This window comes from Devosia sp. (assembly GCF_028290645.1).
In the GTDB taxonomy this organism is placed as follows: domain Bacteria; phylum Pseudomonadota; class Alphaproteobacteria; order Rhizobiales; family Devosiaceae; genus Devosia_A.
On record NZ_JAQGJL010000330.1, the window covers coordinates 1 to 13,438 of the forward strand.

The following is a 13,438-nucleotide window of genomic DNA, read 5'->3' on the forward strand; positions in this document are numbered from 1 at the left end:
CGTCGCGGCGTTGAGGGCCTCCACCAGCCTGGTCGCGAGGGTGGATTTACCGACCCCCGGCCCGCCGGCGAGCCCGATGGCGATGCGCCCCTCATAGGTGGCCAGCATTTTTTGCGCGCGCTCGGCCAAGAGCGACAATGCCGCCTCGGGCCCAAGCTGCAGCACCTGCTGTTCGTTGTCGTTCATGGAAGCTCCTCCGGTGGGGCCTTCAGTACTGGATTCCGTGGGCGGCGGGAACGTTGAACATCGAGGCTGTGGACCCCCACCCCTGTCCCCTCCCCCTAAACATGGGGAGGGAGACCGAAACACTGGCGCTGGTGTGAGCGTCTCCCTCCCCAGTAGGGGGAGGGGACAGGGGTGGGGGTCCACACGCACCGGCCCCTCAACCCTTGCCGCATCCCGCCCCGCACCCCATACTGCGCACAAACCGGGAACACCCATTGCCCCTTCACCCCCAGATCACCGAGTGGTTCGCGTCGAAAGGCTGGTCGCCCCGGCAGCACCAGCTCGATGTCCTTGCCGCCACCGAGGCCGGCGATTCCGCGCTGCTGATCGCTCCGACTGGCGCCGGCAAGACGTTGGCCGGGTTCCTCCCGACCATCAACGACCTGATCGAAAACCCGGGGCCCGGGCTCCACACGCTCTACCTCTCGCCGCTGAAGGCCCTCGCCGTCGACGTGCAGCGCAACCTGATGACGCCGATCACCGAGATGGGCCTCCCCATCAAGGTCGAGGCCCGCACCGGCGACACGCCGGCGCACCGGCGCCAGCGCCAGCGCTACGATCCGCCGCAGATCCTCCTCACCACGCCCGAGCAGCTGGCGCTGCTGCTGAGCCATGGCGATTCCGACAAGCTGTTCGGTTCGCTCCGGCGCATCGTGCTCGATGAGCTGCATTCGCTGGTCACCAACAAGCGTGGCGAACTGCTGTCGCTCGGCATCGCCCGGCTGGGGACGCTCGCCCCCAAGGTGCGCATCACGGCGCTGAGCGCGACGGTCGCCCGGCCCGACCTGCTGCGCGACTGGATCGCGGCGCCGGTGCCCGATGCCGACGCGCGGCTGCTGATGGGGCAGGGCGGGGCCAAGCCGCACATCGAAATCCTCAAGTCAGGGGAGGTGATCCCGTGGGCCGGGCACTCCTCGCTCTACGCCATCCCCGACCTTTACCGGACCATCAAGGAACACCGGACGACGCTGCTCTTCGTCAACACGCGCTCGCAGGCCGAGATGCTGTTCCAGGAGCTGTGGCAGGCCAACGAGGATGATCTGCCCATCGCCATGCATCACGGCTCGCTCGCCGTCGAGCAGCGGCGGAAGGTCGAGGCGGCGATGTCGGAGGGGCGGCTGCGGGCGGTGGTGTGTACGTCGACGCTCGACCTCGGCATCGACTGGGGCGATGTCGACCTCGTGGTGCAGGTCGGCGCGCCGAAGGGCGCCTCGCGCATGCTGCAGCGCATCGGGCGGGCCAATCACCGGCTCGATGAGCCGTCAAAGGCGCTGTTCGTGCCGTCCAACCGCTTCGAGGTGCTCGAGTGCGAAGCCGCCCTCGAGGCGGTGGAGCGCGGCGCGCAGGACAGCGAGGACCCGGTGTCGGGCGGGCTCGATGTGCTGGCCCAGCATGTGCTGGGCACCGCCTGTGCCGCGCCGTTCGATCCGGTGGCGCTGCATGCGGAAATCCGCCGCGCCTGGCCCTATCGCGAGCTCAGCTGGGAGCAGTTCGAGCGGGTCGTCGATTTCGTCGCCACCGGCGGCTATGCGCTGCGCGCCTACGAGCGCTATGCCAAGCTGAAGCAGACCCCCGACGGCAGGTTCCGCATCGCCCATCCGGGCATCGCCCAGCAATATCGGCTGAACGTCGGCACCATCGTCGAGGAGGCGATGGTGAAGGTGCGGCTGGTGCGGGGCAGGGGGTTCACCAAGGGCGCCACCACCGGCCCGATCGGCCGCTTCGGCCGGGTGCTGGGCGAGATGGAGGAGTACTTCTTCACCACGCTCACCCGGGGCGACACCTTCCTCTTCGGCTCGGAGGTCGTGGCCTTCGAGGGCATGTTCGAGAACGAGGCCTATGTGTCGCGCTCGCAGGGCAAGGACGCAAAGATTCCCTCCTACATGGGCGGCAAGTTCCCGCTCTCGACCTTCCTCGCCGATGGCGTGCGGAAGCTCCTCGCGCACCCGGATGAGTGGCACCTGCTGCCGGACCAGGTGAGCGACTGGCTCCGCCTCCAGCACGAGGCCTCGATCCTGCCGCCGCCCGACAGCCTGCTGGTCGAGACGTTTCCGCGCGGGGCGCAGAACTATCTCGTCTGCTACCCCTTCGAGGGGCGGCTGGCGCACCAGACGCTGGGCATGCTGCTGACCCGGCGGCTCGAGCGTGCCCGTGCCCGCCCGCTAGGCTTCATTGCCTCGGACTACTCACTCGCCGTGTGGGGGCTCGGGGACTATTCGGCGCTGATCCGCACCGGCCGGCTGTCGCTCGACGACCTGTTCGACGAGGACATGCTGGGCGACGATCTCGAGGCCTGGCTGGACGAGAGCCAGCTGATGCGCCGCACCTTCCGCAACTGCGCCATCATCTCCGGGCTGATCGAGCGGCGTCACCCGGGGACCAAGGAGAAGACCGGCCGGCAGATCACGGTTTCCTCCGACATCATCTACGACGTGCTCTACCAGCACGAGCCCGACCACATCCTGATCCAGGCGACGCGCCGCGACGCCGCCCGCGGCCTCCTGGATATCGAGCGGCTCGGCCACATGCTTGCCCGCATCAAGCGCCACATCATCCACAAGCCGCTCGACCGAATCTCGCCTTTGGCGGTACCGGTATTGCTCGATATCGGAAAGGTCCCGGTGATGGGCGAGGCCCGCGAAAGCGCCATGGCCGACGCCGCCGACGAACTGATTGCAGAGGCCATGGGCGTGAGCCCGGAAGAGAGAAGGCGGGCGAATTGACTTCAGCCTGGGCGGCGCGCACCGCCCCCATCGACGATGAAGGCGATCCCGTGCAGCTGCACTTCGCCGGCCACAGCTTCGAGCCGCTTCCCTCCGGCGCCCTCTGGTGGGCCGCGGAGCGGACGCTGCTGGTCGCCGATCTGCACCTCGAAAAGCTGAGTTCGTACGCCAAGCGCGGCAACCTGCTGCCGCCCTATGACACCGGCCTCACCCTCCGCCGCCTCGAGGCCGACATCGCCCGCACCGGCGCCACCGAGATCATCGCGCTCGGCGACAGCTTCCACCGCGACGAGGGCAGCACCACCCTGCTCGATGCCGACCGCCTGCGTCTCGCGGCGCTGATGGGCAAGGCGCGCTGGACGTGGATTTCCGGCAACCATGATCCCGCCCCGCACGGGCTGGGCGGCAGCTGCGTTGCCGGCCTCGAGCGCGCCGGCCTGACGCTGACGCATCAGCCGACGCGTGGCGCCGGGCTCATCGCCGGCCACCTCCATCCGGCGGCGCATGTTTCGATCAACGGCCGCTCCGTCCGCCGCCCGTGCTTCGTCCACGATGGCCGCGTGATGGTGCTCCCGGCCTATGGCGCCGCCACCGGCAGCGTCAACATCCTCAGCCCCGCCTTCGTCGGCCTGCTGCACTGGCCGAGCCTGGAAGTGGCGATGATCGGGCGGGGGAGGGTATACCCGGTGAGCCCGAGGCGGCTGGTGAGCGGGTACGAGGTATACTGAGGCAGACGGCCCCTCCCCAGCCCTCCCCATGAAGGGGAGGGTGCCGGCCGGTGGTTGGGGCTCGATCGTGCCAGATACTCGACTCTTCACCTCCCCCTTTAAGGGGAGACCGGGAGGGGGCTCTCTGCTTCAGTCGGCACCGTCCAAAAAATTCCCCGCTCCCACCTTGTTCGGCATGTAACACACCACCCACGTCTCAACCTCACGGGAAGGGAAGCTCGACATGCATGGGTATGTGAAGACTGCCGCCAGTGCCGCGGTCCTGTTGCTGCTCGCCGCGCCGGCTCATGCCGAAACGCGAACCATCGAATTGCCGGCCTTCACCGCCATCGACATCTCGTCGGGCATCGATGCCGTGGTCACCGTCGGCGGCCTGCAGTCGGTCACGGCCGAGGCCACCGATATGCGCCTGCTCGATGACCTGCAGCTCAAGGTCGAGGGCGGCACCCTCAAGGCCTATTACGACTGGAACATCCTCTTCATGTTCAGTTTCGGCGAGCGCGACCAGGTCAAGCTGACCATCGCCGCTCCGGCCCTGAGCAGGGTCGAGGCCAGTGCCGGCGCCGATGTCGATGCCGCCGGCGTCACCGGCGACAGCCTCACCTTCAATGCCTCGAGCGGCGCCGACCTGAGGCTCACCGCCGTCGCCGGCAAGTCGATCGAGCTCAGCGCCTCGAGCGGCGCCGACCTCGTCGCTGCCGGCTCTTGCCAGGACGGCAAGGCCAGCGCCTCGTCCGGCTCCGACCTCGACGCCGAGGATCTCCTCTGCACGACCATGGACGCCACCGCTTCGAGCGGTTCCGACCTCGACATCCATGCGACGACGATGGTCAGGATCGATGCCTCCTCCGGCTCGGACGTCACCGTCCACGGCAACCCGGCCGACATCGACCACGACTCGAGCAGCGGCGGGGAGATCAGGTTCGAGCCGTAAGCTTTGGGTGAAGAACCGGGTGTTGCCCATGGATCCCAGCCTTCGCTGGGATGACACCGGCGGGGGCTGTAATTTTCAGCGCCCTACCGCCGGAACACCACGCCGCCGAGCCACCCGGTGAACAGCGCCAGCACCACGCAGACCAGCCCGTAGAGCAGCGGCTGCTGGTGGGCCGCGAGGCCGAGGAAGCGCTCGAAGCCGATCGTCCGCACGGAGAACCCGTCGGATTTCTCGGCGATGATGTTGCCGTTCTTGAACAGGTAGGTGTGCGCCAGGTACGGCCCCGGCGGCGCGTCGGACGGCAGCGCCACCTGCGCGAAGTAGAACGTGTCCGAGCGGAACACCACGCCGTTCTCGTTGAGCTTGAACAGCCCCTTCTCTTCCATCAGCCGCACCAGTTGCGGGCCGAAGGCATCGGCGTCCCACCAGCTCACACCGGGGGCGGCCTGGGGTTGCTTGGCCAGCGGTATCCGCTGCTCGGCCAGCGTGATCGGGTTGGTGATGTCGCTGAGGCGGGCGTCGCTCAGCACCTGGTAGAACGAGGGGAACTCCACGAACTCGACCTGCGCGGTGTTCAGCCAGATGCCGAACTCGTTGGTCTTCCGCCGCGCCACCCGGTTCTGCAGCGGGCCCGTCACCGTGATGATGATATGGTACGGCCCCTCGACGAATTTCTGCTCGGCCCCGGCCTCCGGTTCGATCGCCCCGAACAGCGTCAGCGTCGCCCCGGCAAAGCTCGAGGTGATCGACACCTCCTCCTGGCTCACCTGGCTCACCAGCCGCTCCGCCCCGGCGGGCGAGGCGAAACCCGCGAGCAGCAGCGCCAGCAGCCCGGCCTTGAGGGGGCCGCTCATATCACGCCCCCGACCCCGATCACCCCGGTCGAATAGGCATCGGAGGGCGCAATGATGAGGCTCAGCCCGAAGCGGATGGCGACCGCGAGGACGAGGATGGCGAGAAGCGCGCGCAGCTGCTCGCCGCGCAGGTACTTGCCCGCGGAAGCCCCGAACTGCGCCCCCACCGTCCCGCCCACCATCAGGCAGAAGGCGAGGAGGATATCGACGCTCTGGCTGGAAACGGCATGCAGCACCGTCGTCACCGCCATCATCGCCACCACCTGCAGCAGCGAGGTGCCGATCACCATGCTGCCAGGCATGCGCAGGATATAGACCAGCGCCGGCACGAGGATGAAGCCGCCGCCGATGCCCAGCAGCGAGCCGACAAAGCCTATGGCGACGCCCAGCGCCAGCACCGGGATCACCGAGATGTAGAGCCGCGATTTCTTGAACCGCACCCGCCAGGGCAGGCCATGGAACCAGTTGTGCTGGTTGGGAAGCTTCTCGCGCACCACGATCCCGGCGCGCCGCTTGATGATGGCCCGCGCCGCCTCGATCAGCATCAGCGTGCCGACGAAGCCGAGAAGGATGAGGAAGCCCAGCGAGATGACGAGGTCGAGCTGTCCCGCCGCCCGCAGCACCTGGAACGTCGCGACGCCCCCGAACGCCCCGAGCACGCCCGACAGCACCAGATACAGCGCCATGTGCAGGTCGATCAGCCCGCGCCGATAGTAGCTGAGCGCCCCCGAGGTCGATGCGGCGACGACCTGGCCGGTCACCGATGCCACCGCCACCGACGCCGGAACGCCCGAAAAGATCAGCAGCGGCGTCAGCAGGAACCCGCCGCCCACCCCGAACAGCCCGGAAAGGAACCCGACCGCGCCCCCGATCCCCACGAGGAAGAACAGGTTCATCGAAAGCTCTGCTATCGGCAGATAGATCTGCACAGGCGGCGTCCAATAGCGCTAGGCATTCCCGGGCTCTATCGCCTGCCAGCGACGGAAATGCGACGGTTTTTCGCAATGCCACCAAGCCCTAGCAGAAAAAAGCAAAGGCGAGGTTAGCCTACCGGACGGGTCGGGAATTGTCGGGTCTGGCCAGTAGCTCCGACTGGACGCCGGTGGCGGTGCCCCCCACCCCAATCCCCTCCCCGCAGAGAGGAGGGAGACCCTCACGCTGGCGCCAGAGTTTTGGTCTCCCTCCCCCTTGCGGGGAGGGGACAGGGGTGGGGGTCAGCGCTCACCGGCCCCTAACCTCTAGCCCCTAAGCCGGCTGACTCCCCAGCACCGCCAGCAGGCGCGGGTTGAACGTCCCGCTTTCGCGAATCCCGGCCGCGTGCTCGAAGCTCATGATCGCCCCAGCCGTTTTCGGCCCGCCGCGCCGTCGGACGTCCCGATGTCATAGCTTTACGAAGCGATCACTCAGCCGAACTATTTATTGTAGTGATGTTCGTCTCTATCAGTTTGAGACAGAGGAACTGCGCCAATGGCAATTGACCAGCCCACCTTGTTTGGCGACATGTACGTGGGTTTGGCTGGCATCCGGGTGACGGAGCCGGCGGTCTTCCCCCGCGGCATACGCCTGGAACCCACCTACGCTCATCTGATGGAGCCGCTGATCATGGCGTTCAAGCCGGCTGAGGCCGGGAAACCCCATCCCGGACCATGGAAGAGCGCCTACGGGGGCACGGGTACTGACATCACTGCCCAGCTGTTCGTTCCACAGGGTGCTGCCTCTGACCCAGGTAAGCGGATGGAGCTTGCATGGCTGGTCGCATTCCTCATTCGTATCTGGACGACGCCTGAGGTGACGATGGTTGCTATGTCCTCCACGGCGTTTTCGGAAATGGAGTCATTGCCAGACCAGGCTGCGATGATCATTCCTTTCGGTATGCGCCGTCGGGACTTCACTCTGGTAAGTAACGACCCCGAGGAATGTAGGCAGAGCTTAGTTTGGGAAGCCGATCACTTCGAAACGGCCGAGCGACTGATGAGAGAGAGCACAGAGCTTACGACGGCGGCCTATGCGCTCGATGCCGGCCAATACACTCGCGACCATGCTCTCACGCTGATTTCCTTGTGGGGTGCACTGGAGGCACTGTTCTCCCCGTCCACGTCTGAACTTCGTTTTCGCGTATCCGCGCTTCTAGCCGCATACCTGTATGAGCCGGGCGAGGAGCGACTCGATCAACAAAAGCGTATCGCTGCACTATATGACAAACGGTCCGCCGCTGCTCATGGCAAGCCCAAGCATGGTCAGGAGGACCTAGTGGCGACGTTCGAACTGCTAAGGCGAGTGATCATGCGCATGATCGAACAAGGCTTCGTACCTACTCGGCAGCAGCTTGACGAGCGCCTCTTTGGCGTGAGCTAGGCCCTGAGACGCCTTACCAGCGCTCTGGGCCAATCGGAGGCGCCCACGCCCGCACTACGTGCGGCCGGCACGTCGCGACTGCGGTCTCCCCGTTCTAAACCGGCTGGCTCCCCAGCACGGCCAGCAGGCGCGGGTTGATCGTGCCGCTCTCGCTCATGCCGGTCGCGCGCTCGAAGCTGCGGATCGCTTCGGCGGTTTTGGGGCCAGCGACGCCGTCGGGGGTGCCGATGTCGAAGCCGAGCTGGGTCAGGGCCTTCTGGACGCCCATCACCACCTTGATGTTGTCGATCGGCGCGCCCGGGTCGAACCTGGGGCTCCATGTGCCGATCGGCGCGAAATTGGCGACGAAGTCGATCTGCTGCGGCCTGAACGCCGCCACCTCGGCGATGACCTTCTGCACCGTCGCCGCATCGAGCGAGGCCGCGATGTCGTCGCGCGCCTTCAGCGCGTCCTTGTCGCCCTTGTTGGCGGCGAGCGAGAACCACTTGAACGAGGCGGCGAGGTCCTGCTTCACGCCGAGGCCGCGGGCATAGAGCATGCCGAGGTTGAACTGGCTGTCCTTCATGCCGCGGCTCGCCGCTTCCTCGAACCACTTGGCGGCGGCGTCGAACTGCTGCGTGCCGAGCCCGCCGCCGGCATAGAGCGCGGCGAGATTGTGCATCGCCATGCGGTTGCCGGCTTCCGCCGCCTGCTGGTACCAGAGCCGCGCCTGGGCGAGGTCCCTCTCCACGCCGCGGCCGTTCTCGTAGAGGTTGCCGAGCCGGTATTGCGCCGGCGCAAAGCCCTGGCCCGCCGCCCGCTCGTACCACATCGCGGCGGCCTTGAGGTCCTCGGGCACCGCGCGGCCTTCGGTGTAGATCGCCGCAACCTCGAACTGCGCCCGCGCATCGCCGTTGCCGGCTGCGGCGAGCAGCGGCTCGGGGCCGATCTCGGCCGGCGGCCGCTCGACCTTCACCGGGCTCTCCATCGCATCGACCAGCGGCTCGACCGTGGTGCCGAGGCTCGCGACCTCGGCGCCGTCGGCGTCGCTGGCAAGGCCGGAAGCCGCTTCGAATGCCTGCGGCATTTTCGGGCTTTCCGGCGACGCCACGAATTTCTGCGGCGTCGTCGGTTCGATCGATGCCGTTGTCAGCTTGTCGAGCATCGGGATGACGCGCGGTGAAACGCCGTTCGGATTTGCCTCGAACCCCTGGTCGGCCAGCGGCACCGGCGCCAGCGATGCGTCGCCGACATCGTGTGCGGCCGTCGCGGCGGGTGCCGCCGCTTCCTCGGGCTTCATCCGCTGGTTGATCAGGTTGATGGTGAGGCAGGCCAGCGCCACGACGCTCGCGGCGAGGAGAATCGGCTGCTTGTGCCGCAACAGGAAGCTGCCGCGCACCGGAGCATCGTCCGGCGGGCTGGTCGCCTCGGCGCCGAGCGCCACGAGGGTCGGCTCGGGCGCTGCCGGCAGGACGCGGGGCGCGGCTTCGTCAGGCTTCCACTGGCTCGGCGGATCCTTGTCGCCCGCCAGCTGCCGCGGCCCCCTGGGCTTGAACAGGTCGAACCGCGACGGCTTGCTCGCCACCGGCTTCGCCATCTTGGAGGCACTAGCCTTGGCGGATTTCGGCTTCCCGGCTACCGGTGCTGGCGGCGTTTCGGCCGCGGCCTCCGTCTCGGGGCGCCCGGCCTGGAAGCGCGCGAATGCCCGGCCGATCAGCGAACCGTTGTCGACCGCGGCCGGGGCCTGTGCCCTGCTTTGCGCCGCCTGGCGCGCGGCGCGGCGGTGCGCCTCGATGAAGGTGTTGCGGCTCGGCATCGGCGGCTCGTCGGCCGGCGGCGCGACCGGGGTCACCTCGGGCACCGGGCTCGCGACGAACACCACGTCTTCCGGCAGGTCGAGCGTCGATTTGGGCTGCGGCGGCCGCTCGGCGAGGCTCGGATCGAACATCGGCTTTGCCGGGCTCGCGGGCACATCGAGCGGCGGCGCCGGCTCGGACCGCTTGCGCGGCCCGTTCTTGGCCTCGAGCGCCGTGCGCAGCGGATTGGGATCGCCGAACGGCTTGTCGACCAGCGGCGCCTCAACGATCGGATCGGCCGGCATGCTGTCGCTGAGATCAACGGGCAGCGGGGGAGGCGGGGGCTCATCGACGAAGGTCAGCGCCTCGATCAGCGTTGCCATCGGATCTTCCGCCGGCGCCTGCACCGGCTTGCTTTCCGCCTTCGCCGGCGCGGCCGTGGGGGGCTCTGCCGCCGCAACCGGCATCGCCGGGAGGCTCGTCTCCGCCTCTGCCGGCTCGTCCTTTGGCTGCAGCGATGTCTCGAGCCGCTTCAGCCGCTCGTTGACTTCGCGGATCGTCGCCTCGAGCGCCTTGGTTTCCTCGGCCGGCTTGTCCTTCGCCGCCGCCTTCATTGCCTTGCTGACGCGCTTCTCGATCTCGGCATAGCCGGCCTCGTCGAGCCCTGCCCTCGCCGGCGCGTCCAGGCGTTTCATGGCGTCGGAGGTGCGGGCCGCGACCAGCTCGGCGAGCTGGTCGAAATCGGGCGCTTCCTGCTCGGCCGGGCCGGTATAGAGCTTGGCGAGCCCGGTCAGCTGCTCGCCGGTCTGGTCCATCCGCGCCACCAGCTGGCGCACCTGCGCCTCGAGCTGGCTGACGCTCAGATCGGCCGGCCGGTCGGTCACCTTGTCGCTCAGCGCCTCGAGCTGCAGCTCGAGCGCGGCGAACCTGGGCTCCAGCGCCGCCATCACCATGGTGCGCAGCGCTTCCATGTCGAGCTTCAGCCCGCCCACTTCGGCGCTCCGCCCCTCGATGTCCGAGATGCGGTCGTTCAGCGCATCGATCAGCTCGATCAGCCCCTGCGGCTGCTGCGGCGATTTGATCGCCTGCGCCACCCGGCCCAGTTCCTGGGTGATCCTTTCGAGCTCGGCCGGCGGCATCGCCATGGCCTTCTCGATCGCATCGACGCGATCATAGATGTTGCGGACGCCGTCCTCGATCGCCTTCATGGCGTCCTTGAGCCCGTCGCCCGGGCTCTCGACGCGGTTGGCGAACTGCACCTGCAGGTCCGCCAGCCGGCCGACCGTCGCGCTCACGTCGTCGAGCCGCGCCGTCATGCCGCTGGTGTCCGAGCGGTCGGCATAGTGCTTCTGCAACTCAGCGAGCTTGCCCACCGTCAGGGCCACGTCGTCGAGGCGCTTGTTGAGGGCCGCCATGTCGAGCTTGGGGCCCTCGGCGATCAGCTTCGCCAGTCCCGCGATGTGTCCCTCGAGGCGCTTCACCTGCCCGGTCTCGCCCACCGCGCCGGCCAGCAGTTCCACCACGTGGCTGAGCTGGCCGATCTGGTCGGCGATCTCGCGCACATTGGCCGTCTGGCCCTTGGCCTGCAGCCTCAGCTCACCCTCGAGCCGTTCGAGCCGCGCGGAAATCCCGCCCACCGACTCGGCTAGCTCGTCGAAGCGCGGCGCGCCGAACGGCGCCTGGGGCAGGGGTTGCGGGGCGGGGGGCGTCGCGAAATGCCGTGAGCGGATCTGCTGGATGGCGTCCTCGAGCGTGTCGCGCGGGTTGGCCGGATGCATCGGCTGGTCGCGATCGGAGAACTTCTCGATCGCCCGCTGCACCGAGCGCAGCGCCTCGCGATGGCGGGTATCGGGCTCGGCTTCGGTCACCTGGTGGCGCAGGTCCCGCATCCGCTCGGCGAGACCCTGGTAGCCCGGCTCCGGGCGCACCGTGCGCGCCACCTGGGTTTCCACCTGGTCCAGCAGCGCCACGAGTTCGCCGCGCAGCTCCTGCCATTCGCCGGAGGCCGGCTGGCCGTAGTCTTGCGGTTGGAACGTGGAAGTCGCGCGGGCCATCAGTCGATCCAAGCACCTGGTTCGGAACGCCTCACACCCTCTGCGGGCGATGAGCATCCGGTTACTCTTCGGAAATCATGGTAAAGATCACGTTAAGCTCGGCTCGCATTTTGCGAATCGAAGCGATAGAGCCCCCACAACCGCCTTAAGTGGGATACAAAACGGTCGCCTGTCTTGTTAGTAGGCGGCCCGGGAGCCCACAGTTTCATGACCACGCGGCGCATCATCATCGTCGACGACCACCCGCTGTTCCGCGCGGCGCTGCGCCAGACGCTGGCCGGCGGCGACCCCTCCATCGCGGTGGAGGAAGCGGGCGACCTCGCGGCCCTGACCACGGCGCTCGAGGCCGATCGCGATTGCGACCTGGTGCTGCTCGATCTCAACATGCCCGGCGTGCGGGGCTTTTCGGGCCTGCTGCTGCTGCGCGCCCAGTATCCCGAGGTGCCGGTGATGATCGTCACCGCCGTCGAGGATGGCGGCATCGTCCGCCGCGCCTTCGAGCTCGGCGCCTCCGGGTACCTGCACAAATCCGTCGGCCCCGCCGATATCCGCCGCGCCATCGAGACGGTGCTCTCGGGCGAGGTGTACGTGCCCGAGGGCATGGAGTTCCCCGCCGAGGACTCCCAATCCGCCCTGATGCGCCGCCTCGCGACGCTCACCCCCCAGCAGGTGCGGGTGCTGATGATGCTCAGCGACGGCCTGATGAACAAGCAGATCGCTTACGAACTCTCGATCTCCGAAGCGACGGTGAAGGCCCACGTCTCGGCGATCCTGCAGAAGCTCGACGTCGACAGCCGGACCCAGGCGGTGATCGCCGCATCGAAGATCGAGGACGGGCAGTTCGACGAGCTGCTGAGCGGGGCTTGAGACACGACGGCAGGTAGCGGCGGAGCCCGATCTGCATCGCGCCCAGAAGCGAACACCGCGCCAAATCTTACCCTGGGGCCTTGTTATCCCGCGCGGCCGCCGTATTGCGTCGAGCGCTTGATGGCCTCGAAGACATAGTAGTCGCCCATCCCATGAACCTTCGCGCCGCCAAATATGGATCGCAACTTGTTGTCGTACCAAGGACGGCGCTTGGTCACCATCCACATCGCACCGCCTAGGGACAGGCGGTTGAACCCCTTCTCGATGAAGTGCTTGGGAACCGAAAAATCGACATGATACGGCGGGTTCGAGATTATCTTAGTGAAGCCCGTGTCTCTCGTCCCGCTGAATCCATCACTGAGGATGGTGTTTACCTCCGGCACCCCGTTCAGGACACTGTTGGCTCGGGTGACCTCGATTGCAGATGGATCGTTGTCAAGAAGGTAGACCTGTGGTGGCGGCAAGAGCTTGGCTGCATACAGTCCCACAAGTCCATAGCCACAACCCAGATCGAGAACCTTGTCGTCTGGCGTGAAGCTGATGAGTGAAAGCATCGCCAAGGTCCCGGCATCTGGTGCACGCGGTGAGAAGAGACCCGGCAGCGTTGCCAGCCGAAGCTCCACGCCACTTATTGATGTGTGCAGCATCCCCCAATATCGCCTCCCAACGACGATCATGGAGATAGCCGGTCTGTAACACTCAAGGCAACATCAGTCCGCGCGGTAACTGAATATGCCAGCCGAGGATTGGTACTTCAGCAATAGTTGCTCGCACCCCCTAACCTCAGGTGTTCCCAACGACCGCTTGTGGCGGATATCGTTGATTTAGTCGGCGATTGCGCCGCGGCCCGTCTCGTGAGCTCGCCGTTTGATGGGAACTCGGCCTTCTGGCGGCGGAGGCGACACCGCCGGATGTCCGTCTGG

Annotated in this window: 9 protein-coding genes and 1 pseudogene; 5 read left to right on the forward strand and 5 right to left on the reverse strand. The window is 67.2% G+C overall.

The window, feature by feature from the left end; translation table 11 throughout:
- Positions 1 to 186 (reverse strand): annotated as a pseudogene (locus tag JWQ89_RS17590) (hypothetical protein); the annotation flags it as partial.
- A 254-nt stretch (positions 187 to 440) separates the two neighbouring features.
- Here JWQ89_RS17590 and JWQ89_RS17595 point away from each other — a divergent pair.
- The 3 genes from JWQ89_RS17595 (at position 441) to JWQ89_RS17605 (ending at position 4,610) form a co-directional block, all read left to right on the forward strand.
- On the forward strand, positions 441 to 2,948 hold the full coding sequence (locus JWQ89_RS17595) for a ligase-associated DNA damage response DEXH box helicase (RefSeq protein ID WP_299643072.1): 2,508 nt from the start codon (positions 441 to 443) through the stop codon (positions 2,946 to 2,948).
- Positions 2,945 to 3,676, forward strand: coding sequence for a ligase-associated DNA damage response endonuclease PdeM (gene pdeM, locus JWQ89_RS17600; protein WP_299643074.1), 732 nt, complete (start codon positions 2,945 to 2,947; stop codon positions 3,674 to 3,676). Before JWQ89_RS17595 ends, pdeM begins: the two co-directional genes overlap by 4 nt.
- Before the next feature lie 223 nt (positions 3,677 to 3,899).
- Positions 3,900 to 4,610: a head GIN domain-containing protein gene (locus JWQ89_RS17605; RefSeq protein WP_299643076.1), complete on the forward strand. Its 711-nt coding sequence runs from the start codon at positions 3,900 to 3,902 to the stop codon at positions 4,608 to 4,610.
- Positions 4,611 to 4,693: 83 nt separating this feature from the next.
- Here JWQ89_RS17605 and JWQ89_RS17610 read toward each other — a convergent pair whose 3' ends face one another.
- Positions 4,694 to 5,464, reverse strand: coding sequence for a TIGR02186 family protein (locus JWQ89_RS17610; RefSeq protein WP_299643078.1), 771 nt, complete (start codon positions 5,462 to 5,464; stop codon positions 4,694 to 4,696).
- On the reverse strand, positions 5,461 to 6,393 hold the full coding sequence (locus JWQ89_RS17615; protein WP_299643080.1) for a sulfite exporter TauE/SafE family protein: 933 nt from the start codon (positions 6,391 to 6,393) through the stop codon (positions 5,461 to 5,463). The genes JWQ89_RS17610 and JWQ89_RS17615 overlap by 4 nt, the downstream gene beginning before the upstream one ends.
- Before the next feature lie 538 nt (positions 6,394 to 6,931).
- On the opposite strand from JWQ89_RS17615, the gene JWQ89_RS17620 reads away from it, so the two are divergent.
- A complete protein-coding gene (locus JWQ89_RS17620; RefSeq protein ID WP_299643082.1) occupies positions 6,932 to 7,819 on the forward strand; it encodes a HEPN domain-containing protein in 888 nt (295 codons plus the stop codon).
- A 94-nt stretch (positions 7,820 to 7,913) separates the two neighbouring features.
- Here the strand turns inward: JWQ89_RS17620 and JWQ89_RS17625 are convergent, their stop codons facing one another.
- On the reverse strand, positions 7,914 to 11,648 hold the full coding sequence (locus JWQ89_RS17625; protein ID WP_299643084.1) for a peptidoglycan-binding protein: 3,735 nt from the start codon (positions 11,646 to 11,648) through the stop codon (positions 7,914 to 7,916).
- 207 nt (positions 11,649 to 11,855) lie between these two features.
- Between JWQ89_RS17625 and JWQ89_RS17630 the strand changes: the two genes are divergently transcribed.
- Complete coding sequence (locus JWQ89_RS17630) at positions 11,856 to 12,515, forward strand: response regulator transcription factor (RefSeq protein ID WP_299643086.1); 660 nt, start codon at positions 11,856 to 11,858, stop codon at positions 12,513 to 12,515.
- A gap of 83 nt (positions 12,516 to 12,598) precedes the next feature.
- Here JWQ89_RS17630 and JWQ89_RS17635 read toward each other — a convergent pair whose 3' ends face one another.
- On the reverse strand, positions 12,599 to 13,162 hold the full coding sequence (locus tag JWQ89_RS17635; RefSeq protein WP_299643087.1) for a methyltransferase: 564 nt from the start codon (positions 13,160 to 13,162) through the stop codon (positions 12,599 to 12,601).
- Positions 13,163 to 13,438 lie beyond the last annotated feature (276 nt).